This is a genomic window from Mesorhizobium sp. B2-4-6 (genome assembly GCF_006442775.1).
Lineage (GTDB): Bacteria > Pseudomonadota > Alphaproteobacteria > Rhizobiales > Rhizobiaceae > Mesorhizobium.
Genome location: NZ_VFVI01000011.1, coordinates 144,952 through 166,686, shown reverse-complemented (window position 1 = coordinate 166,686; position 21,735 = coordinate 144,952). Strand labels below are relative to the sequence as shown.

At 64.8% G+C, this 21,735-nt stretch carries 21 protein-coding genes; 10 read left to right on the top strand and 11 right to left on the bottom strand.

What is annotated here, in order from left to right; translation table 11 throughout:
* Positions 1-28: 28 nt before the first annotated feature.
* The 3 genes from smc to FJ957_RS24470 form a co-directional block, all read right to left on the bottom strand.
* Positions 29-3,490, bottom strand: a complete 3,462-nt coding sequence (gene smc, locus FJ957_RS24480) for a chromosome segregation protein SMC (RefSeq protein WP_140835375.1) — start codon at positions 3,488-3,490, stop codon at positions 29-31.
* A 63-nt stretch (positions 3,491-3,553) separates the two neighbouring features.
* Positions 3,554-4,300, bottom strand: coding sequence for a DsbA family protein (locus FJ957_RS24475; RefSeq protein ID WP_140647305.1), 747 nt, complete (start codon positions 4,298-4,300; stop codon positions 3,554-3,556).
* 154 nt (positions 4,301-4,454) lie between these two features.
* Positions 4,455-4,964, bottom strand: a complete 510-nt coding sequence (locus FJ957_RS24470) for a DUF721 domain-containing protein (RefSeq protein WP_140835374.1) — start codon at positions 4,962-4,964, stop codon at positions 4,455-4,457.
* Positions 4,965-4,997: 33 nt separating this feature from the next.
* Here FJ957_RS24470 and mutY point away from each other — a divergent pair, with 33 nt between their 5' ends.
* Together mutY and FJ957_RS24460 are read left to right on the top strand one after the other, a co-directional pair.
* The gene (gene mutY / locus FJ957_RS24465; protein WP_140835373.1) at positions 4,998-6,155 is read left to right on the top strand and encodes an A/G-specific adenine glycosylase; all 1,158 of its coding nucleotides are present in this window, start codon (positions 4,998-5,000) and stop codon (positions 6,153-6,155) included.
* Entirely contained in the window at positions 6,152-6,763 is a 612-nt protein-coding gene (locus FJ957_RS24460; RefSeq protein WP_140835372.1) for an HAD family phosphatase, read from the top strand. Before mutY ends, FJ957_RS24460 begins: the two co-directional genes overlap by 4 nt.
* Positions 6,764-6,864: 101 nt before the next feature.
* Here FJ957_RS24460 and FJ957_RS24455 read toward each other — a convergent pair whose 3' ends face one another.
* Complete coding sequence (locus tag FJ957_RS24455) at positions 6,865-7,998, bottom strand: site-specific DNA-methyltransferase (protein WP_140835371.1); 1,134 nt, start codon at positions 7,996-7,998, stop codon at positions 6,865-6,867.
* A gap of 170 nt (positions 7,999-8,168) precedes the next feature.
* Here FJ957_RS24455 and FJ957_RS24450 point away from each other — a divergent pair, with 170 nt between their 5' ends.
* Positions 8,169-8,858 carry an HAD family phosphatase gene (locus FJ957_RS24450; protein ID WP_140835370.1) on the top strand — a complete coding sequence of 230 codons (690 nt, stop codon included), beginning with the start codon at positions 8,169-8,171 and terminating at the stop codon, positions 8,856-8,858.
* Position 8,859: 1 nt separating this feature from the next.
* Here FJ957_RS24450 and FJ957_RS24445 read toward each other — a convergent pair whose 3' ends face one another.
* Complete coding sequence (locus tag FJ957_RS24445; protein ID WP_140835369.1) at positions 8,860-9,603, bottom strand: hypothetical protein; 744 nt, start codon at positions 9,601-9,603, stop codon at positions 8,860-8,862.
* Between the two features lie 128 nt (positions 9,604-9,731).
* Between FJ957_RS24445 and thrC the strand changes: the two genes are divergently transcribed.
* The 4 genes from thrC to FJ957_RS24425 all read left to right on the top strand — a co-directional run bounded on the left by thrC (position 9,732) and on the right by FJ957_RS24425 (position 16,043).
* Positions 9,732-11,129, top strand: a complete 1,398-nt coding sequence (thrC, locus tag FJ957_RS24440) for a threonine synthase (RefSeq protein WP_140835368.1) — start codon at positions 9,732-9,734, stop codon at positions 11,127-11,129.
* A 14-nt stretch (positions 11,130-11,143) separates the two neighbouring features.
* The gene (locus FJ957_RS24435; protein WP_140835367.1) at positions 11,144-12,436 is read left to right on the top strand and encodes a pitrilysin family protein; all 1,293 of its coding nucleotides are present in this window, start codon (positions 11,144-11,146) and stop codon (positions 12,434-12,436) included.
* Positions 12,437-12,555: 119 nt separating this feature from the next.
* Positions 12,556-13,152, top strand: a complete 597-nt coding sequence (locus tag FJ957_RS24430; protein ID WP_140835366.1) for a GNAT family protein — start codon at positions 12,556-12,558, stop codon at positions 13,150-13,152.
* 44 nt (positions 13,153-13,196) lie between these two features.
* On the top strand, positions 13,197-16,043 hold the full coding sequence (locus tag FJ957_RS24425) for an EAL domain-containing protein (protein ID WP_140835365.1): 2,847 nt from the start codon (positions 13,197-13,199) through the stop codon (positions 16,041-16,043).
* A gap of 171 nt (positions 16,044-16,214) precedes the next feature.
* Here FJ957_RS24425 and FJ957_RS24420 read toward each other — a convergent pair whose 3' ends face one another.
* Positions 16,215-16,823, bottom strand: a complete 609-nt coding sequence (locus FJ957_RS24420) for a YqgE/AlgH family protein (RefSeq protein WP_140835364.1) — start codon at positions 16,821-16,823, stop codon at positions 16,215-16,217.
* 126 nt (positions 16,824-16,949) lie between these two features.
* Between FJ957_RS24420 and FJ957_RS24415 the strand changes: the two genes are divergently transcribed.
* The 3 genes from FJ957_RS24415 (at position 16,950) to FJ957_RS24405 (ending at position 18,922) form a co-directional block, all read left to right on the top strand.
* Positions 16,950-17,756 carry a protein-disulfide reductase DsbD domain-containing protein gene (locus tag FJ957_RS24415; RefSeq protein ID WP_140835363.1) on the top strand — a complete coding sequence of 269 codons (807 nt, stop codon included), beginning with the start codon at positions 16,950-16,952 and terminating at the stop codon, positions 17,754-17,756.
* Between the two features lie 85 nt (positions 17,757-17,841).
* Positions 17,842-18,324: a peroxiredoxin gene (locus tag FJ957_RS24410; RefSeq protein WP_140835362.1), complete on the top strand. Its 483-nt coding sequence runs from the start codon at positions 17,842-17,844 to the stop codon at positions 18,322-18,324.
* A 121-nt stretch (positions 18,325-18,445) separates the two neighbouring features.
* The gene (locus FJ957_RS24405) at positions 18,446-18,922 is read left to right on the top strand and encodes a DUF2938 domain-containing protein (RefSeq protein WP_140835361.1); all 477 of its coding nucleotides are present in this window, start codon (positions 18,446-18,448) and stop codon (positions 18,920-18,922) included.
* A gap of 4 nt (positions 18,923-18,926) precedes the next feature.
* On the opposite strand, the gene FJ957_RS24400 is transcribed toward FJ957_RS24405, so the two are convergent.
* The 5 genes from FJ957_RS24400 to FJ957_RS24380 all read right to left on the bottom strand — a co-directional run bounded on the left by FJ957_RS24400 (position 18,927) and on the right by FJ957_RS24380 (position 21,735).
* Positions 18,927-19,238, bottom strand: a complete 312-nt coding sequence (locus FJ957_RS24400) for a type II toxin-antitoxin system RelE/ParE family toxin (RefSeq protein WP_140835360.1) — start codon at positions 19,236-19,238, stop codon at positions 18,927-18,929.
* Positions 19,228-19,509, bottom strand: a complete 282-nt coding sequence (locus tag FJ957_RS24395; protein WP_140835359.1) for a type II toxin-antitoxin system ParD family antitoxin — start codon at positions 19,507-19,509, stop codon at positions 19,228-19,230. Before FJ957_RS24395 ends, FJ957_RS24400 begins: the two co-directional genes overlap by 11 nt.
* 92 nt (positions 19,510-19,601) lie before the next feature.
* Positions 19,602-20,189 (bottom strand): histidine phosphatase family protein, encoded by a 588-nt coding sequence (locus FJ957_RS24390; protein ID WP_140835358.1) that lies wholly within the window; start codon positions 20,187-20,189, stop codon positions 19,602-19,604.
* Between the two features lie 41 nt (positions 20,190-20,230).
* Positions 20,231-20,776: a ribonuclease HI gene (rnhA, locus tag FJ957_RS24385; protein ID WP_140835357.1), complete on the bottom strand. Its 546-nt coding sequence runs from the start codon at positions 20,774-20,776 to the stop codon at positions 20,231-20,233.
* A complete protein-coding gene (locus tag FJ957_RS24380) occupies positions 20,773-21,735 on the bottom strand; it encodes a homoserine kinase (protein ID WP_140835356.1) in 963 nt (320 codons plus the stop codon). The genes rnhA and FJ957_RS24380 overlap by 4 nt, the downstream gene beginning before the upstream one ends.

The following is a 21,735-nucleotide window of genomic DNA, read 5'->3' as shown; positions in this document are numbered from 1 at the left end:
TGGTTCGTTGAACGTGAAAAAGGCGAGCTCAGCTCGCCTCGCGCATCGCCTCGGCGGCCTGCAGGTCGACCGAGACCAGCTGGCTGACACCTTGCTCGGCCATGGTGACACCGAACAGCCGGTCCATGCGCGCCATGGTGATGGGGTTGTGGGTGATGATGACGAAGCGGGTTTCGGTGGTCTTCGACATCTCGTCCATCAAATTGCAGAAGCGCTCGACATTGTGGTCGTCGAGCGGCGCATCGACCTCGTCGAGCACGCAGATCGGCGCGGGGTTGGTGAGGAACACGGCGAAGATCAGCGACATCGCCGTCAGCGCCTGCTCGCCGCCGGAAAGCAGCGTCATGGTCTGCGGCTTCTTGCCGGGCGGACGGGCGAGGATTTCCAGCCCCGCCTCCAGCGGATCCTCGGACTCGATCAACTGCAGCTCGGCCGTGCCGCCGCCGAACAGATGCGAGAACAGCCGCTGGAAATGGCCGTTGACCACCTCGAAGGCCGACAGCAGCCGCTCGCGGCCCTCGCGGTTGAGGCTCTGGATCGCCTGGCGCAGTTTTCTGATCGCCTCGATGATGTCCTCGCGCTCGGAAACAATGGTCTCCAGCCGCTCCGACAATTCCTTCTGCTCTTCCTCGGCGCGCAGATTGACGGCGCCGAGCCGCTCGCGCTCGATCTTTAGCCGGTCGAGCTGGCGTTCGATCTCGGCCATGTCGGGCATCGGGTCGTCGGCTTCGAGACCGGTATGATTGATGACCAGATGCGGCGGCGTGTTGAGCGCTTCCTGGATGCGCGCCTCGACCTCGGCGCGGCGCTCATCGGCCGCGGTGAGCCGCTCCTCGGCGCGGACGCGGGTTTCGCGCGATTCGGCGAGCGACTGGATGGCGGCGGTCGCCGCCTTGTCGAGCTCGGCCTGCTTGTTCTCCGCCTCCTGCAGGCGGTCGCTCGCCGCCTGGCGCAGCGCCTCGGCCTCGGACAGCTGCGTCAGCAGGGCGCGGCGCTTGGCGTCGATCTCGTCCGGCGCGTCGGCCAGCCTTTCGCGTTCGGCCTCGGCTTCGGCCTTGCGCTCGCCAAGGGCCGCGATCTGCGTCGATGCGTTTTCGGCGCGCTCCAGCCAGGTCTTGCGCTCGGCGCCGATGGCGTCCAGCCGGCGCATGCGTGCCTCGGCTTCGCGCCGCAGCCCTTCATGCACGGCGCGCGCGTCGGCAAGCGTGGCGCGGTCGCGCGAGACGTTGGCGGAGGCCTGTTCGAGCTGCAATTGCAGGTCGCCAAGATCGGGCGCGTCCTGCAACATCGCCTCGGCTTCGAGGAAAGCGGCCTGCGTCTCCTCATGGCTGTCGACGATGCGGGCACGGGCTTCGTCCAAGGCCGCGCGCCGGCTCAACAGCTCGCCGCCGGCCTTCTCGGCCTCAGCCAGCGCGTTGCGGGCGGCGTCCAGCGCATGCTGGGCGTCTCGGCCGGCCTGGCGCGCATTGCGCTCGGCATCGCTTGCCTGGCGCATCGCCTGCTCGGCATGCGCCAACGCCTCCTCGGCCCCGCGCACCACGCGCGTCGCCTGCACGGCTTCGGCGTCGAGCTCTGCCAGGCGGTTCTTCTGCGCCAGCCGCAACGCAGCGGCGGTCGGAGCGTCGGCGCTCGCGGTCAAGCCGTCCCAGCGCCAGAGCGCGCCATCGCGGCTGACCAGCCGCTGGCCGGGGGCCAGAAGCGCCTGCAACCGGCGACCGTCGGTGGCGTCGACGATGCCGATCTGCGCGAGGCGGCGGGCAAGTTGCGCCGGCGCGTGCACGACGCTGGCCAGGCTCTTGACGCCTTCGGGCAGCGACGCATCGCCGGGCTGGACCGCGCTTTCGCCCCAATGCACCGGAGCGCTGCGGTCGAGCGGAACGTCGAGGTCCTCGCCAAGGGCCGCGCCAAGCGCGGTTTCGTAGCCGCGCTCGACACTGAGCTGCTCCAGCACCGAAGGGAAAAGATCGCCCCCGCTGGTGGCGTTGAGGATCTTCGCCAGCGTGCGCGCTTCCGTCTCGATGCGCGCCAGTTCCGCCCTTGCATCCTGCAGCGGCGGCCTTGCGGCGCTTTCAGCAGTGCGGGCCTCGGCGACGGCCTGCTCGGCGGCGATGGCGCCGGCCTCGCCCTCTTCCAGCCGGGCAAGCGCATCCTCGACCAGAAGCCGCTTCTCGGCCGGATCAGGCAGGCCGGAAATGCGCGCGACGATGTCGGAAAGCTCGCGGTCGACCTCGGCGAGCTGGCGGGCGAAGCGATCACGGCGCTCGGCGGTCTCGCGCAGCGAGCGTTCGATCTGGTGGCGCGATGCGGCCGCCTCGGCGCGTTCGGCGGTCAGTGCGGCAAGTTTTGCTTCGCTCTGCAACAGCGTCGCGCCGGCCTGCTCGAAGGCGGCGCGCGTGGTGGCCTCACGCTCGGCGGCACCGGCGTTTTCCGAATTGAGCTCGGCTTCCTCGGTGCGCAGGCGCTCCAGGATGTCGGCATTGTCGCGCACCATCCGCTCCTCGCGGGCGATGTCGGCGTCGAGCTGCTGCAGGCGGCGTTCGAGCTCGGTCTGGCGGGCGCGGATGCGGCCGGCCTCTTCCTCGATCTGGGTCTTGGCGATCGACAGGCGCTGAAAGGCCGCGGCAGCGGCGGCTTCGGCGTCGCGCAGGTCCGGCAGCCGGTGCGCGGCGATGCCCTGCTCCCTGGCCGCCGCCATCTGGGCCGCGGCGCGGTCGCCGACCAGCGTGGTGGCAACGGCAAGCGCGGAACGCGCCTCGCCTTCCTGGGTTTTTGCCAGCGTCCAGCGCAAATGCAGCAGCGTCGCTTCGGCCTTGCGGATATCGGCCGAGAGGTTCTTGAAGCGCGAGGCCTGGCGCGCCTGGCGCTTCAGACTCTCGATCTGGCCTTCCAGCTCGCCGACGACGTCGTCCAGCCGCTCGAGGTTCTGCTCGGCCGCCTTGAGCCGAAGCTCGGCCTCATGCCGGCGCGTGTGCAGGCCGGAGATGCCGGCGGCTTCTTCGAGCAGGGCGCGGCGGGCCTGCGGCTTGGCCTGGATCAGCTCGCCGATGCGGCCTTGGCCGACCATGGAGGGCGACCGGGCGCCGGTCGACTGGTCGGCGAACAGAAGCTGCACGTCCTTGGCGCGCGCTTCCTTGCCGTTGATGCGGTAGAGCGAGCCCGCTTCGCGCTCGATGCGGCGCGACACCTGCAGTTCATCGGCGTCGTTGAAGGCGGAAGGCGCAGTGCGGTCGGTATTGTCGAGGAAAAGCGTGACTTCGGCGGTGTTGCGCGCGGGGCGCGCACCGGAGCCTGAGAAGATCACGTCGTCCATGCCGGATGCGCGCATGTTCTTGTAGGAGCTTTCGCCCATCACCCAGCGCAAAGCTTCGACGAGGTTCGACTTGCCGCAGCCGTTCGGCCCGACAATGCCGGTCAGCCCGCGTTCGATGACGAACTCGCCGGGCTCGACGAAGGATTTGAAACCGAGGAGGCGAAGGCGCGAAAATTTCATTCGCGCCGCCCAACACTACAGGCGTGCGCGCCGAAGCCGGACCGCTTCGGCGCGGCCTGGATGTCAGAGCAGAGGGTCGATGATGGCCGACATTTCCTCAATCGACATCGCCCCTTTGTAGGTCTTTCCGTTGATGAAGAAGGTCGGCGTCGAGTCGACCTTGAACTCGTCCGCTCCGCGTTTCTGGACTGCTCTCACATCGTCCAGAAGTTTCTGGTCCGTCAAGCAGGACTCAAAGGACTCCTGTGTAAAACCGGCCAGCTTGGAGATCTGCAGCAGCGCTTCCTTGGTGTTGTTGACGCCGACCCAGCTCGGCTGCTGCTTGAACAGCACGTCGACCATGGCGAAGTAATTGTCCTTCGAGCAGCGCGCCAGCATGAAGCCGGCCTCGGCGCTCGGGTCGAACGGGAATTCGCGCAGAATGTAACGGACCTTGCCGGTGTCGATGTATTTCGACTTCAACTGTGGGAAGGTGGTGTCGTTGAAATGCGCGCAATGCGGGCAGGTCATCGACGCGTATTCGACGATGGTGACCTTGGCGTCGTCCTTGCCGAGCTGCTTGTCGGGCAGCGCGCCGGGCTTGAGCAGTTCCGTCATGTCCACGGTGCCCTGCGCCTCGGGCACCTGGACCGCCGCCGGCGTGGCGGCCGGCTTGGCAGGCGTCGACGGGTTGGCCGGCTTCACATCGGCTGCCTTCGCCTCCTCGCCGGAGTCGCTGCATGCGGCAAGCAGCGCCACCGCAGGAACAGCAGCCAGCGCGGTCAGAAGGTTTCTGCGAGACAAGCTTTTGCCAGACGGGGCACGGTTCATGCGAATCACCTGATATCGGTTGGATTTTGCAATGCAAGGGCTAGAAAAGGCGAGAGTTGGCGCGAATTAAGGCATCGCGATCCCCAATCCAATCGCGAAACTTGATCATAAGCATCACGAATGCGCGAGATTGGTGACGCATTCATGACATTTCTTACGACCCTTTGGGCTTCCTTTCACCCATAATCGTGGCGCCGAGACGCTCCAGCGAAGCGCGCAGGCCGTCATCCTCGATCTTGCCGACCAGATGCGAAAGCTTCGACTTCTCCGCCTCGCTCAGAGGGCGCGGCGCCGGCTTCGGCCGCGCCTTTTGCGAAAGCACCGGTTTTTGCAGAATCTTGATGCGGCCGACCGCGTTGAAACCCAGGAAGGCATTGACGCGGTTGATCACCTCGCCGGCCTCGTGCTGGAGATGCAACGCCGCCATGCCTTCGCAGGCGATGATCAAGGTCGCCGGCTCGAACGGATCGTCCTCGTGCAAGCGGCGCGGCCACTGAATCTTCTCCGGCCGCGAGTGGGCGGCCAGGCGCGGCCCGGCGATCTCTTCCCAGGACTGCACCAGCCCGATCGAGATGCCGGCGCGCTTCTTCAGCACCGGATCGAGTATCTCGGTGGCGAGATCGCTTACCGGAACGGGATTGCCGAAGCGCCTTTTCCCTGCCATGTGCGTTCTCCAGTTCCCCAGCTCATCCGATCAATGGCACCGCTCGATCAGACCCGCAAGGCATCACAGAAGGCCGCATCCGGCGATATCGGATCCGGAGATACCAGCAAGGCTGGATCCCCGGATATCGCCTGCCGCCTGCTTGCCTGGTATGACGCGCATCACCGCGACCTGCCCTGGCGCGTCACGCCCGCTGCGTTTGCGCGCGGCGTAAGGGCCGATCCCTATCGCGTGTGGATGTCCGAGGTGATGCTGCAGCAGACCACGGTCGAGGCGGTGAAAGCCTATTTCCGCAATTTCGTCGAGAAATGGCCGACGGTCGAGGCGCTGGCGGCGGCGCCCGCAGAGGATGTGATGAAGGCCTGGGCCGGGCTCGGCTATTATTCCAGGGCGCGCAACCTCAAAGCCTGCGCCGACCTCGTGGCGCTGCGGGGCGGCCGCTTTCCCGACACCGAGGCGGGCCTGCGCGAATTGCCGGGAATTGGCGCCTATACCGCGGCGGCGATCGCGGCGATCGCCTTCGACCGGCCGGCGGCGGTCGTCGACGGCAATGTCGAGCGGGTCGTGACCCGGCTCTATTCGATCGGAGCGCCGCTCAGCGAAGCCAAGCCGCAAATCCGTGCGCTGGTCGAAAAACTGGTGCCGCAGACGCGGCCCGGGGACTTCGCCCAGGCGATGATGGATCTCGGCGCGACGATCTGCACGCCGAAGCGGCCGCGCTGCATGCTCTGCCCGATCCGCGAGGATTGCAGCGCCATTCTCACGGGCGATCCGGAGCGCTTTCCGGTTCGCCTGCCCAAGGACGACAAGCCGCTGCGCAAGGGTGCCGCCTTCGTCGTCCAGCGCGACGACGGCGCCATCCTCTTGCGCAAGCGGCCCGAGAAGGGCTTGCTCGGCGGTATGACCGAGGTGCCGACCACGGGCTGGACAGCGCGGGTCGACGGCGCCACGAGCACCGAAGCCGCGCCTTTTCCCGCCGATTGGCGCCGCGCCGGGCAGATCGGGCACGTCTTCACCCATTTCGCGCTCGAACTCGATGTCTTCCATGCCCACATCAAGGGCGATGCGCCGGCAGGCCATTTCTGGTCGCTGGCCCACGAAATTTCCGGGGAAGCGCTGCCCACCGTCATGAAGAAGGTGATCGAGGCGGCGATACCGGGCGCGACCAAGAGACCGAAAGGCCCGCAATGACCGAAATCCGCCATATCGTGTTCGACATCGGCAAGGTGCTGATCCACTACGATCCGAATATCCCGTTCAGCCGCCTCATTCCGGATGCCGACAAGCGGAAGTGGTTCTTCGACAATGTCTGCACCAGCGAGTGGAACATCGAGCAGGATCGCGGCCGCACATGGGAAGATGCCGAGGCGCTGCTGATTGCCGAGCATCCCGATCACGCCGAGAACATCCGTAACTTCCGCCGCCATTGGCACGAGATGGTGCCGCATGCCTATGACGACAGCGTCGCCATCATGCTCGGCCTGATCGAGCGCGGCCACGATGTGACCATGCTGACCAACTTCGCCGCCGATACGCTTGCCGAAGCGCGGCAGCGTTTCGACTTTCTCAACCGGCCGCGCGGCGTGACCGTGTCGGCCGACATCCGTCAGATCAAGCCCGACCGCGCCATCTATGATCATCACGTGACCGCGTTCGGTCTCGAGCCATCGGCCACGCTGTTCATCGACGACAGCCAGAAGAATGTCGACGGCGCCAGGGCCGCCGGCTGGCAGTCGGTGCTGTTCACCGACGCCAGGATGCTTAAATCAGACCTTCAGCGGTTCGGGATTGCGGCTTGAACTGAATCGCTTGCAGCGATCCGTTGAAGTCTCGATTCAAGGGCGGTTCAACGCATTTCCGGACGGAAAGCCGCTCGGCACTTTCCTGGAATTGCTGTGATTCAGGCCCCTGCCCGCTCCATGCCGAGGCGGGCGATGCGGCGCAATTCGTCGATCGGGGTCAGGCCGCCGCTGCGCTCATAGTGCCAGAAGGTCCAGCCGTTGCAGGCATCCAGCCCCTGCACTTCGGCGCCGATCTTGTGGATCGAGCCGGCGCTGTCGCCGATCGCCAGCGTGCCGTCGGCGCGCACCTTGGCCGCCCAGCGCTTCTTGGCGTCGTAGAGCGTGGCGCCCGGCGTCACCAAGCCGTTGTCGATCAGGCTGATGAAGGCGACGCGCGGCTCGGCACGCTTGCCCGAAAGCACGGTGAGATCTGCGCCTTCCAGCGGGCGTACAGCGGCGATGCGGTCGTTGGCGGCGTCGATATAGGCCTGCTCGCGCTCGATGCCGACGAAGTGGCGGCCAAGCCGCTTGGCGACGGCGCCGGTGGTGCCGGAACCGAAGAAGGGGTCGAGCACGACGTCGCCCGGCTTGGTCGAGGCCATCATGATACGGGCAAGCAGCGCTTCCGGCTTCTGCGTCGGATGCAGCTTGTTGCCGTTCTCGTCCTTCAGCCGCTCGCCGCCGGTGCAGATCGGGAACAGCCAGTCGGAGCGCATCTGCAGATCGTCGTTCGAGGCCTTCAGCGCTTCGTAATTGAAGGTGTAGCCCTTGGCCTTCTGGTCGCGCGAGGCCCAGATCATCGTCTCATGCGCGTTCTGGAAGCGGCGGCCGCGAAAATTCGGCATCGGGTTGGTCTTGCGCCAGACGATGTCGTTGAGGATCCAGAAGCCGAGATCCTGCAGGCGGGCGCCGACGCGGAAAATGTTGTGATAGGAGCCGATGACCCAGATGGTGCCGCTGGGCTTCAGCACACGCCGCGCCGCGAGCAGCCACGCTCGGGTGAAGGCGTCATAGGCCTCGAAACTCTCGAACTGGTCCCAGTCGTCGTCGACGGCGTCCACCTTGGACTGGTCGGGCCGGCGCAGGTCGCCGTCGAGCTGCAGATTGTAGGGCGGGTCGGCGAAGATGATGTCGACCGATTTTTCCGGCAGCTTGTCCAGCGCGGCGACGCAGTCGCCCTTCAGGATCGTGTCCAGCCATTCGGACTGCTGGGGAGATTGGGAAAGCTCGTCGATAAGACGCACGGCAGACATCAAAACACCCAAAAGAACGCGTTACGGTTTTACTCTCCGTTATGGTTACCGATCAGCGTAAACATTCGGTGAAGGCTCGCGGACCGACTGCGGAGGTTTGCGCGGACCGGCCCATTGGTGTATGCCGCGCCGCTTGAGCCGTCAGGCCCTCCCCAACGACGCGGATTGCGATGCCCCAGCCAGATCTTGTCATCTTCGATTGCGACGGCGTACTCGTCGATTCTGAAATTCTCGCCGCGCGCGTCGAGGCCGAGCTTCTGACATCGGCCGGATTCGAGATTTCGGCGGAAGAGATTTTCGAGACCTACGCCGGGCTGACCTTCAAGGACATCATGCTGCGGCTCGAGGAGAAGTCCGAGATCCCGTTCCAGGCCTCGCTGATCGACCGCGCCGAGGAACTGGTCGACCGCAAGCTGCGCGCAGACGTGCGCATCATCGAGGGCGCCCGCGAGGCGGTAGCCGCGGTCAGCGCGCCGCGCGCCGTCTGCTCCAATTCGCGCACCGAACGGGTCGAATTCATGCTGGAGAAGGTGCGGCTGCTGCCGTTCTTCGCCGGCCGCATCTTTTCGGGGCTGGACATTCCCAGCAAGAAGACCAAGCCGGCGCCGGACGTGTTCCTCTACGCCGCCGAACACCTCGGCGCCAACCCGAAGAACACCTTCGTCATCGAGGATTCCGTGCATGGCATCGCCGGCGCCAGGGCGGCCGGCATGCGCGTCATCGGCTTCACCGGCGCGGGACACAGCTATCCGGGCCATGCCGATGCGCTGACCGAGGCCGGCGCCGAGACGGTCATCCGGCGCTGGGCGGAACTGAACGGCACCATCGCCGCGCTGTCGGAGTGGTCCGAGGACGCCTAGGCTAGTTCGTGGCCGGAGTGCGCTTCTTCCCCTTGCCCTTGGACTTTTCGGCGGCCGAAGCCGGTGTGCTCTCGTCATAGCCGGCATAGGCCTGATAGTCGCGCGCGGAAGGCTCCGGCACCACGACATTGCTGTCGACAAAGACAAACTGGGTAGCGGCCGAAGGGTCGGCGACCTGCACCTGGTACTGATGCAACTGCGAATAAAGCACCTCGTCGCCTCGCTGAACCGCGATGCGGATCGGCATGGTGACGGTGCCGGGTGTGAAGACAGGCCCCGGCACGACCTTGCCGGCGATGGCGATCTTCATCGACATCTGGCCATTGGCGTGGGTGCAATCGCGCGTCACATCGGTGATCGAGGCCTGGTAGATGATCTTCGACGGATCGTGAGCGGGATCGATGGGCTGGCCGTTGGGGCCGGTCTGGGCGGCAGCAGCTGCCGCCTCGGCCTCGGCTTGCGCCGCGGGGTCAAGCTTCTTTTTCTTGGGCTTAGCCGTTGCCCCCTTGGCATAGGTGTTGAAATAGGCGGTGCCATCGCGCAGCGTCACTTTCGGGCAATAGGCGCGCAGCTGGCTGGCGAGGATCTTGGGATCCTGCGGCGGCGGCGGTGCGGCCGGATCCTTCTTAGTGAGGCCGAAGTTAAGAATGCCATTGTCGCTCGATTGGCAGCCGGCGGCGGCAAGCATAAAGCCGGTGAGCGCCAGACCCGCGACAAAACGACGGTTGACCGAATAAAACGCCATGAAACTGCACTTCCCTCTCACAAAGCCGGTGACGTATAGCAACCGCGCGGCAAAAATGCGACTGAGCCGGCTCGGAAAATTAACCAATTCCCGTGGATGACGCGACCGGCAGCAATGGGCCTTTGACGATGCAATATGTGAGTACCCGCGGGGATGCGCCCGCGCTAGGATTTTCCGACGCGGTGCTGGCCGGCCTGGCGCGCGACGGCGGGCTTTACGTGCCGCGTGAGTGGCCGCAATTTTCGGCCGACGACATCCGCGCCATGCGCGGGCTTGCCTATCCCGACCTTGCCATCCGCGTGCTGACGCCGTTCCTCGGCGGCGAGATCGCGACGTCCGTCTTCGAGCGGCTGGTGCGGGAGGCTTATGCGACCTTCCGGCATGAGGCCGTCTGCCCGCTGGTGCAGACCGGGAAAAACACCTTCATCCTCGAGCTGTTCCACGGCCCGACGCTGGCGTTCAAGGACGTGGCGATGCAGTTGCTGGCGCGACTGATGGACCATGCGCTTGCCGAACGCGGCCAGCGCGCCACCATCGTCGGCGCGACCTCTGGCGACACCGGCGGTGCCGCGATCGACGCCTTCGCCGGCCGAGACCGCACCGACATCTTCATCCTTTTCCCGCACGGCAAGGTCTCGCCCGTGCAGCAGCGGCAGATGACGACGTCGAGCGCGGCAAACGTCCATGCGCTGTCGGTCGAAGGCAATTTCGACGATTGCCAGGGCCTGGTGAAGGACATGTTCAACGACCACGCCTTTCGCGACCAGGTGTCGCTGTCGGGCGTCAATTCGATCAACTGGGCCCGCATCATGGCCCAGATCGTCTATTATTTCTCGTCGGCCCTGTCGCTTGGCGCGCCGGACCGGCCGGTTTCCTTCACCGTGCCGACCGGCAATTTCGGCGATATTTTCGCCGGTTACGCCGCCAAGCGCATGGGCTTGCCGATCGAGCGGCTGATCATCGCCACCAACGATAACGACATTCTGGCGCGCACATTGGCGAGCGGCGAATACCGCACCAAGGGCGTGTTCGCCACGACCTCGCCGTCGATGGACATCCAGGTGTCTTCGAATTTCGAGCGGCTGCTGTTCGAGGCGGCCGGTCGCGACGCCGAGACGGTCAGGCGCTATATGAACGGCCTGAAGCAGTCGGGCGCCTTCACCATCGAGGAAGGCCAGCTCAAGCGCATCCGCGCCGAATTCGACGCCGGCCGCGCCAGCGTCGACGAGGTCGCCGCCACCATCCGCGCGACGCTGGAGGCGAGCAACTACCTGCTCGACCCGCACACGGCCGCCGCCGTTCATGTCGCCGCCGCCCAGAACTCCGGCGCGGTGCCCATGGTGGTGCTCGGCACCGCGCACCCGGCGAAATTCCCGGCAGCGGTCGAGGCAGCGAGCGGCGTCACCCCTGCCCTGCCCGCATGGCTAGGCGGCTTGATGACAGCCGACGAAAAATACACGATACTTCCATCCGACTTGAAAATGGTGGAAGATTATGTGAACCGCCACTCGCGGGCGGCGCGTTAGGGAGTACTTGCCATATGGGTGTTGAGGTAAGCCGTCTGTCGAACGGCCTGACAGTCGCCACCGAAACCCTTCCAAGCATCGAATCGGTTGCCCTCGGGGCCTGGGTCAAGTCAGGCGCCCGCAACGAGCGCGACGAAGAGCATGGCATGGCCCATCTGCTCGAGCACATGGCGTTCAAGGGCACCAAGCGCCGCAGCGCCTTCGAGATCGCCTCGGAAATCGAGAATGTCGGCGGCGAGATCAACGCCGCCACCAGCGTCGAGACGACGTCCTACTATGCAAGAGTGTTGTCCGGCGACGTGCCGCTGGCGGTCGATATCCTGGCCGACATCCTGCAGGAGTCCGAATTCGATCCGGAGGAGCTGGAGCGCGAGCAACATGTGATCCTGCAGGAGATCGGCGCCGCGCACGACACGCCCGACGACATCGTCTTCGACCGTTTCACCGAAACGGCCTTCCGCCACCAGACCATCGGCCGCTCGATCCTGGGCACGCCTGAGACGGTCAAATCCTTCACTTCCAGGCAACTGCACGACTTCATCGAGCGGCAATATGACGCCGAGCGGATGGTCATCGTGGCCGCCGGCGACGTCAAGCACGACAATTTCGTGCGCGAGGTCGAGAAGCGGCTCGGCGGCTTCCGCTCCAAGGCAGCCGGCAACATCCCGCAATACGCGCAATATGTCGGTGGCGATTTCCGCGAGGACCGCGACCTGATGGACGCGCAGATCGTGCTCGGCTTCGAGGGCCGCGCCTACCACGTGCGCGATTTTTACGCCTCGCAGGTGCTGTCGATGATCCTGGGCGGCGGCATGTCGTCGAGGCTGTTCCAGGAGGTGCGCGAAAAGCGCGGCCTCTGCTACTCGGTCTATGCCTTCCACTGGGGTTTTTCCGACACCGGCATCTTCGGCGTGCATGCCGCGACCGGCCAGAGCGACATCGCCAAGCTGGTGCCGGTGATCATCGGCGAGTTGCAGAAGGCCGGCGAAAACATCCTGCAGGAAGAACTCGACCGGGCCCGGGCGCAATACCGCGCCGGCCTCATCATGTCGGCCGAAAGCCCGGCCAGCCGGGCCTCGCAGATCGCAAGGCAACTGCTGTTGTTCGGACGGCCGATCGCCAAGGAGGAATTGATGGAGCGGCTTTCGGCGCTGACCGTCGAGCGGCTGACCGACCTCTCCTCGCGGCTGTTCTCGACCAAGCCGACGCTTACCGCGGTCGGCCCCGTGGGCACGCTTGCGCCCTACGAGGCGATCCTCGAATCGCTTGCGGGCCCGCAGACGACGGCCCGCCGGCTCGCCGTCTGACCCCTAAGCAGGTTCCGCAAAAGTGTCCCACGGTTTTGCGATCAGAGCCTGCGAAAAACCAGGGAATCTAAGTAGATATTCGTGGGGCATCCCACGAATATTCGCTTAGAACCAGCGCCGTGTTCGCGCTCCCTTTCTTTCGCCGCGACCTGCCGGCACTGAGGGGCGACAAGGTCACGTTGCGCGTGCCCTTGACCAACGACTACCGGGAATGGGCGGCGGTGCGCGGCGAAAGCCGCGCCTTCCTCGAGCCCTGGGAGCCGCGCTGGCAGCCGGACGAGCTCGACCGCACCGCGTGGCGCCTGCGCATCAGCCGTTACCGCGAGGACTACGCGCAAGGCACGGCGATCGCCTTCTTCATCTTCGAGAAATCGAGCGGCAAGCTTGCCGGCGGCATCACGCTCGGCAACATCCGCCATGGCGTCGCCCAGAGCGGCCATATCGGCTACTGGATCGGCGAACGATTCGGCGGACGAGGCCTGATGACCGAGGCGGCCAAGCTCGTCTCGCGCTTCGCCTTCGATACGCTGCGGTTGCACCGGATCGAAGCTGCCTGTATTCCCGAAAACGCCCGGTCGATCCGCGTGCTTGAAAAAGCCGGATTCCGGCGCGAAGGACTTCTGCGATCCTATCTCAGGATCAACGGCATCTGGCAGGATCACTATCTCTACGCCCGGATCGCGGACGATCCGCCGGGCGATGGAACGAAGGGCTGACTGTGACGAATTTTCCGCGATTAGCGTCGCTGTTCGCCCTCATCATGACGGTCGTCGTCACGCTTTTTTCGGCCATGCCGGCTTTCGCCGTCGAGCCGATCAAGATCGCGCGCGACGACAAGGCGCTGGACCTGTCCGGCGCCGTCGAGATCTACCGGAACCAGGGTGAGAATTTCCAGGTCTCGACCGCGCCCGGCCCCGACGGCATCGTGCGGCGCATCGAGGTGGAGGCCAATGACGCGCGCTCGAGCGGGGACTGGGCCGTGTTCGCGCTCGCCAACACCACCGACCAGCAGCTCGACCGGTTGATCGTCGCGCCGCATTTCCGCCTGGTGAATTCCGGCATCTTCTGGCCCGACCTCGGCTCGACCCGCATCGCCGCGATCACGCCCAGCGAGGGTTTCGCGCTCGACCGCCAGACCAGCCCGGACGCCGACGTGTTCCGGGTGACGCTGAACCCCGGAACGGTGGTGACCTTCATCGCCGAGCTCGCCTCGCCGAAACTGCCGCAGGTCTATCTCTGGGAGCCGGATTCCTACAAGGACTCGGTCAATTCCTACACGCTGTTCCGCGGCATCGTCATCGGCATTTCGGGGCTTCTTGCGCTATTCCTGACGATCCTGTTCGTGGTCAAGGGAACCTCGATGTTTCCGGCGACCGCGGCGCTCGCCTGGGCGGTGCTGGCCTATATCTGCGTCGACTTCGGCTTCCTCAACAAGATCATCGAGATATCGCCCGGCAACGAGCAGATATGGCGGGCCGGCACGGAGGTCGCGCTGGCCGCTACCTTCGTGGTGTTCCTGTTCGCCTATCTCAACCTCAACCGCTGGCACGGCCATTTCAGCTATGGCGCGCTGGTCTGGATCTTCGGACTGCTGTTGATCGCGGGCGTGGCCATCGTCGATCCGGCGGTCGCCGCCGGCATTGCCCGCATCTCGTTCGCCGCCACCGCGCTCACCGGTCTCGGCCTCATCATCTTCCTCGGCATTCGCGGCTATGACCGCGCCATCATGCTGGTGCCGAGCTGGGTGATGGTGCTCCTATGGCTATGCGGGTCGTGGATGGCGATCACCGGCATGCTGGACAACGACATCGCCCAGCCGGCGCTGGGCGGCGGGCTGATCCTGATCATCCTCTTGATCGGCTTCACCGTCATGCAGCACGCCTTTGCCGGCGGCGCGCTGCACCAGGGCCTGTTCTCCGACCTCGAGCGGCAGGCGCTCGCCGTCGCCGGTTCGGGCGACATCGTCTGGGACTGGGATGTGCTGCGCGACCGGGTGGTGACCAAGCCGGACATCAGCCTGCAGCTCGGCCTTGCGCCCAACAGCCTTGGGGGTGCGGCGCGCAACTGGCTGCCGGTGCTGCATGCCGACGACCGCGACACGTTCCGCACCACGCTCGACGTGGTGCTGGAGCATCGCCGCGGCAAGGTGGCGCAGAACTTCCGCCTGCGCGGCGCCGACGGCCACTACCACTGGTTCTCGCTGCGCGCCCGCCCGGTTATCGGCTCCGACGGCGAGGTGATCCGCTGCGTCGGCACCATGGTCGACGTCACCGAACAGAAGAAATCCGAGGAAAGGCTGCTGCACGATGCCGTGCACGACAACCTGACCGGCCTGCCGAACCGCGAATTGTTCATGAACCGGCTGGAGGCGATCATCTCGATCGCCCGCACCGAGGAGAAGGTGCGCCCCACGGTCTTCATCATCGACATCGACCGCTTCAAGCAGGTCAATGACGGTCTTGGAATTTCGGCCGGCGACACCATTCTGCTCACCGTCGCGCGCCGGCTGCACCGGATCTTGAAGCCGAAGGATTCGCTGTCGCGCTTTGCCGGCGACCAGTTCGCGCTGATGCTGCTTTCGGAGCAGGACCCTGCCCGCATCGCGGCAATCGCCGACGCCATCAAGCACGCAATCAACAATCCGATCACCTTCGCCAAGCGCGAGATCGTGCTGACCGCCTCGATCGGCCTGATCACCTGGACGACGGCGCAGACCTCGGCCGAGGACATGGTCAAGGACGCCGAGCTTGCAATGCACCAGGCCAAGCGCTTCGGCGGCGACAGGATCGAACCGTTCCGGCCCGCCTTCCGCACCGTCGGCACCGACCGGCTGCAATTCGAATCCGACCTTCGCCGCGCCATCGAGCGGCGCGAGTTCACGCTTGCCTACCAGCCGATCGTGCGGCTGGAGGACGGCAGCGTCGCCGGCTTCGAGGCGCTGCTTCGGTGGGACCACCCGCGCCGCGGCATGATCCCGCCGGGGGACTTCATCCCGGTGGCCGAAAATTGCGGACTGATCGTGCAGCTCGGCCTGTTCGCCATGCAGCAGGCGGCCGAGGATCTCGCGGGCTGGCAGAAGCAGATCGGCGACGCGCCGCTCTCGGTCTCGGTCAATTTGTCGAGCCGCCAGCTCATCCGCCGTGACCTCGTCAGCGACGTCCGCTCCGTCATCGCGCGTGCCAATCTGAAGCCGCGCTGCTTCCGGCTGGAACTCACCGAATCGCTGGTTATGGACAATCCCGAGCAGACCGCGCATGTGCTGAGCAAGCTGAAGCAGCTCGGCATCGGGCTGTCGCTCGACGATTTCGGCACCGGCTATTCCTCGCTTTCCTATCTGACGCGCTTCCCCTTCGACACGATCAAGATCGACAAGAGCTTCGTCGACGACGCCACGCCGAAGCGCGCGGTATTGCTCAAATCCATGGTCAACATGGCGCATGAGCTCGGGCTTTCGGTCGTGGCGGAAGGCATTTCGGACGAAAGCGACGCGCTGGAGCTGCGCCAGATGGGCTGCGAATATGTCCAGAGCTTCATGTTCGGCGCGCCGATGCCCGGCGACCAGGTGCTGAAGACGCTGAAGGAGCAGTATCCGCTGACCCAAGCGTAGAGGCCGTTTCGCTTCGTCATCCTCGGGCTTGACCCGAGGATCCATGCCATGACGTTAAGGCGTTGAAAACGGCGCAGAATTCCGCACCGTGGCACTCTATGGTCGATGTAACGGCCCAGGTCTCCGCGACGGAGCTACGCTCCTGCTTCGCCCTACCGCGAGCGTTGGGCTTCAGGCATGCCCCGCGGCGGCGCTGAGATGAGCAAGATCGATACCGATCGAGGCGAGGATACGGTCGTATTTGCGCTCGATGTCGGTGTCGAAGAGAAGCTCGGGCGTCGCCGGACAGGTGAGCCAGCCGTTCTCGGCGATCTCGGTTTCGAGCTGGCCGGCGCCCCAGCCGGAATAGCCGAGCGCCATCAGCGCACGGCGCGGGCCACGGCCGGCCGAGATGGCGCGCAGGATGTCGACGGTTGCCGTCAGGCAGACGTCGTCGGAGACGTTGAGCGAGGATTCCACGCGATAGTCGCCCGAATGCAGCACGAAGCCGCGGCTACGGTCGACGGGCCCGCCGTTGCGCACGACGAAATCGCGCGTATGCGCCGGCAGGCGGATCGCTTCCTGCTCGTTCATGATGCCGAGCTGCACAAGCAGGTCCGGAAACAGCATCTGCTGCGTCTGGTTGATGATCAGGCCCATTGCGCCCTCGTCGCTGTGGGCGCAGATGTAGATGACGGAGCGCGCGAAACGGTCGTCCTTCATGCCAGGCATGGCAATCAGGAACTGGTCGTCGAGGAAACCGCGTCCGGCGGCCGACTTCTTGTGGCGCAGCAAGTCCATGGCTTGAGCGTAACGCGTTTCGGCAGCGCCGAAAAGATGGTGCCAGTCCCCGATGTAACGCAAATATGATACCGGGAGAGCGATGAAGTCATTGCGCGGCCAAGAACGGACGGTCAAATCACCGCCATGCGATACATGAAAATATTGGTTCTCGGCGTCGTTTTCGGGTGGACCGCGAGCCTCCCGGCCGAGGCCTCCTCCTCGATCTGGTACAACAGTGAAGGCGGCAAGGTTCGGCTGGTGACCACCGGCAAGCCCGACGAGGCCGGCAAGATCCACGGCGTGCTCGATATCGCGTTGAAGCCAGGCTGGAAGACCTATTGGCGCGATCCGGGCGACGCCGGCGTGCCGCCGCAGCTCGACATATCCGGCAGCACCAACATCGCCGACGCCCAATTGGCGTTCCCGCCGCCGCAGCGGCATGACGACGGCTACGGCAAATGGGCCGGCTACGACCGTCCGGTATCGCTGCCGGTGACCTTCACGCTGTCTTCGCCAGACCAGCCGGCGACCATCGACGCCCATGTCTTCCTTGGCATCTGCGAGACGATCTGCATTCCGGTGCAGACCCGCCTCAGCGTCGATCCGGGGGCCGATCCCGACAACGCCACCGACGCCGCATTGGTGAAAACCGCGCTCGCGACGTTGCCCTCTCCGGCACGGTCCGATTTCGGCGTCAGCGTGCTGCCCGGCGACCACGAAACGCTTGTCGTCCAGGCGCAGTCGCCAGGCGATCCGGAATCCGCCGACTTCTTCATCGCCGGCGAGCGGGACTACATGTTCGGCGCGCCGGTGCGCAGCGAGAAGGACGGCAAGCTCGTCTTCACCGTGCCGATCCTCGACCGGCCGTCGGCGACGCCGACCGATGGTGGGCTCTATTACACGCTGACCAGCGCCGAGGGTTCGGTGGACGGGCTGCTGCCTTTCCCTTGATCCAGCATTTGGTCAGCGGTTGCGGGAAATCGTCCGGTCCGATATCGAAGGCATCGATCCTTCCCATCCCCCAAGCGAGGCTCCCATGACCATTGCGGTTGGCGAAAAACTGCCCGAAACCACCTTCAAGATGATGACCGCGGACGGCGCGAAGCCGATCACCGGCGACGAGATCTTTGCCGGCAAGAAGGTCGTGCTGTTCGGCGTCCCCGGCGCCTTCACGCCGACCTGCAGCAACAACCACCTGCCGGGCTATCTGGAAAATCATGACGCTATTCTTGCGCGCGGCGTCGACACTATCGCCGTCGTTTCGGTCAATGACGTGCATGTCATGGGCGCCTGGGCGCGTTTCACCGGCGGCGAAGGCAAGATCCTCTACCTCGCCGACGGCAGCGGCGATTTCGCCAAGTCGGTCGGGCTCGACAACGATCTTTCCGCAGCCGGCATGGGACTCCGTTCGAAGCGCTTTTCGATGATCGTCGACGACGGCAAAGTCGTCGCGATCAACGTCGAAGCCAAGCCGGGCGTCGACGAGAGCGGCGCGGCAAAAATCCTCGAGCAGCTCTAGATCAGGATGACGTTTCGTTGACCCGCCATCCTGATCTCACTCTTTGTTGGAGCATGATCTTGTCCGAAAACCGGTTCTTACTTTTTGCGTGCGCTGACCTCCGGTTCGGGATCATGCTCTGATGCTCGACACAATCTGGCGCGCGGTGGCGATCGGCATCGGCGCCACGGTGTTCATGGATATCTGGGCGATCGTCCTCAACAAGGCGATCGGCCAGCCTTTGCCCAATTGGGGCATGGTCGGACGCTGGGTTAGGCATCTGCCCGAGAAGGTTTTCCACGACGATATCGGCAAGGCCGCGCCCTATGCGCATGAAAAGGCGCTGGGCTGGGTTTTTCACTACCTGGTCGGCATCCTTTACGGCGTAATCCTTGTGGCGTTGGTGGGCGCGGGCTGGCTGGCGGTGCCGACCTTCCTGCCGGCCTTCATCCTCGGCATCGTCACCGTCGGGGCCGGCTGGTTCCTGCTGGCGCCCGGCATGGGCGCCGGCTGGGCAGCATCCAAGCTCCCCAATCCGACGAAGGTGCGTGCGCTCAACCTCGTGGCGCACACGGTGTTCGCGCTCGGCATGTTCTCGACGGCGCTGCTGATACGGTGATTGGTCAGAAGAGACGGTTCAAATCCCTGCGACCGTCGACAACGCGTACGATCTCCACCAAATCGACCGGACCGCTGTCCGTATCTGGGACCGTTTCGTAAAGGAGCAAAAACGGAGCCGCGACAAGCATTCGCGCCGAAGGGCGAATGTCGGGGCGTCTGACGCCCATGCGTGGCTGATCCACGAGTTGTGCAGCTCGATCCTCTATCCATTCGTAGTAGTGGTCCGCTGCCTTTAAGTTCTCGGCGCCTATGGTGGTATAGATATCGATCAGGTCGGCTTTTGCCGTTGGCGACCAGACTACTCTAACGACCATTTGGTGAAGCGTCCTTCAGCTTCTGCCGCGCTTCCCTTCGCAAGGTATCGAAGTCCAAAGTCTCCGGTTTTCCGCTTGCCTTCCCTTCGTCCCACAAGCGCTGAAGCCGCCGCACATCCTCTTTCCGAAGTTCGCGCTTGGCCAACCAGTCCCGCATCGCTTCGCGCACGATTTCGCTGGCTGTCGCGTATTCGCCAGCTTCCACAGCTTCGCGGATGACGGCCGCCTGTTGCGTCGTCACGGCTACGCTTAACTTTTCCACGTTTGGCATGGGGTGCTATCCTTGCTCTATGGTAGTAAATAATACTCCCTTTTCGGAGCTGCAATCAATGGTGCTGCTGCTTCTCTGGGTTCAGCCGACAATCAGAGGCTCCGCGCTGCTGGCCAGTCGATCGGCAGCCAACCATGGATCAAGCGGCGCGAGCCGATATCCCAGGCGAAGTAGTTGCCCCCGCCCGCCGGCTGATCCGCCTTGCGGCTGATTCCTTGTCCACTGAGATGGAGGAGCAACAGCGTTCCGACGCCGCCATGGCCGACGAAGGCGATGTCGGCTTCACTGGCCGCATGCACGGCTTCGACCTCACCCACGATGCGGCTCTGCGCATCGATAGCCCGTTCCCAGCCTCGAATGCTCTCGTGCGGCCTGGCGAAGAACCGGTCGGCGACCGCTTCGAATTCCGGCGGCGGCAGGAAGCCGGTTGCCGACCGGTCGTTCTCGTGCATCCGCTCGCGCAACTCGACCGCGAGATGAAGACGTTCCGCCAGGATTTCCGCGGTTTCGATCGCCTTGCGTTCGGCGGACGACACGATGCGGCCGATTGAGCCGACCCAGGGCTGGTCGAGCATGGCGACGGCCCTCGCCCGGCCGACATCGGACAATCCCCATTCAGGCACGGGAACGTCGGCGTCGATGCGCACCTGCGGGTGTGTGATGTAATAGGCTATCGGCACGACATGCTTCTCCGGTCAGAGTGCAAGCCAGCCCGCCGAAATCAATAGCTCTGGGTGGAGCGACGTGCCCTTGGGGCTGCCGGCTGCCTTGCCGGTGTGGCCGGCTTCGGCGCCGCTGCCGGCTTCGGCGTTGCAGACACTGCCGAGCCCTTCTTGAACGGCGCCATGCCTTCGCGCGCGAGTTCGTCGGCGCGTTCGTTCTCGGGATGACCGGCATGGCCCCTGACCCAGTTCCAGGTCACCTTGTGGCGGCGATTGGCTGCGTCGAGCGCTTGCCATAGCTCGCCGTTCTTCACCGGCTTCTTGTCGGCGGTCTTCCAGCCGTTCTTCTTCCAGCCATGGATCCATTTGGAAATACCGTCCATGACGTATTTGCTGTCGGTGTAGAGATCGACCGCGCAAGGTTCCTTCAGCGCGTCGAGGGCCGAGATGGCGGCGAGCAATTCCATGCGGTTGTTGGTCGTCTCGGCCTCGCCGCCCGACAATTCCTTGGTCTTGCCGTTGAAGCGCAGGATGGCGCCCCAGCCGCCCGGTCCCGGGTTGCCGGAGCAGGCACCGTCGGTGAATATCTCAACGTGCTTGCTCATATCAGTCCGTATTCGGAAGGAGATCGGATCGCGCGGTGGAAGCGCATGCGGCGGATATATTCGGTCGGATCGCGCTTCATCACCAGCCCGCCATCCGGAATGGTCAGCCAGTCATAGAGGCGGGTCAGCATGAAGCGCAGCGCCGAGCCGCGCGCCAGCATCGGCAGCGCCGCCTTCTCGTCAGCCTGAAGCTGCCGCACCGACTGGTAACCGGCCAGCAGCGCCGTCCCCTTGGTCAGGTTGAAGGAAAAATCCTTCTCGAAGCACCAGGCGTTGAGGCAGGTGGCGACATCATAGGCGTAGAGGTCGTCGCAGGCGAAATAGAAGTCGATCAACCCGGACAGTTTCTCGCCGAGGAAGAAGACATTGTCCGGGAACAGATCGGCGTGGATGATGCCCCGCGGCAGGCCGGTCGGCCAGTTGCACTCGAAATCGCTAAAGTCGGCATCGACCTCGGCCGCCAGGCCCGGCTCGACCTCGTCGGCCCGGTCGCGCGAGGCCGTCCAGAGCTTGCGCCAGCCGTCGATGGCCAGCGCGTTCGGCCTTTTCATCTGAAAATCCTGGCCGGCGATATGGAGGCTGGCGAGCGCCTTGCCAACCTCGCCGCAATGCGCGGCCGTCGGCCGCCGTAACGACAGGCCTTCGAGGAAGGTGATGATGACGGCGGGCCGGCCGGCGAGCGTGCCGATGACGGTGCCGTCATCCGCGGTGACCGGCAGCGGGCAGGAAATGCCCTTCCTGGCGAGATGGCCCATCAGGCCGAGAAAGAACGGCAGGTCGGCCTTGTCGACGCGCTTCTCGTAAAGCGTCAGAATATAGGAGCCGGTCGAGGCGTGGACCAGGAAATTGGAATTCTCGGTGCCTTCGGCGATGCCTTTGTAGGAAAGCAACTCGCCGACCGGATAGGCTTTCAGGAACGCGCTGAGTTCGTTCTCGTTGACGTCGGTGTAGACGGCCAT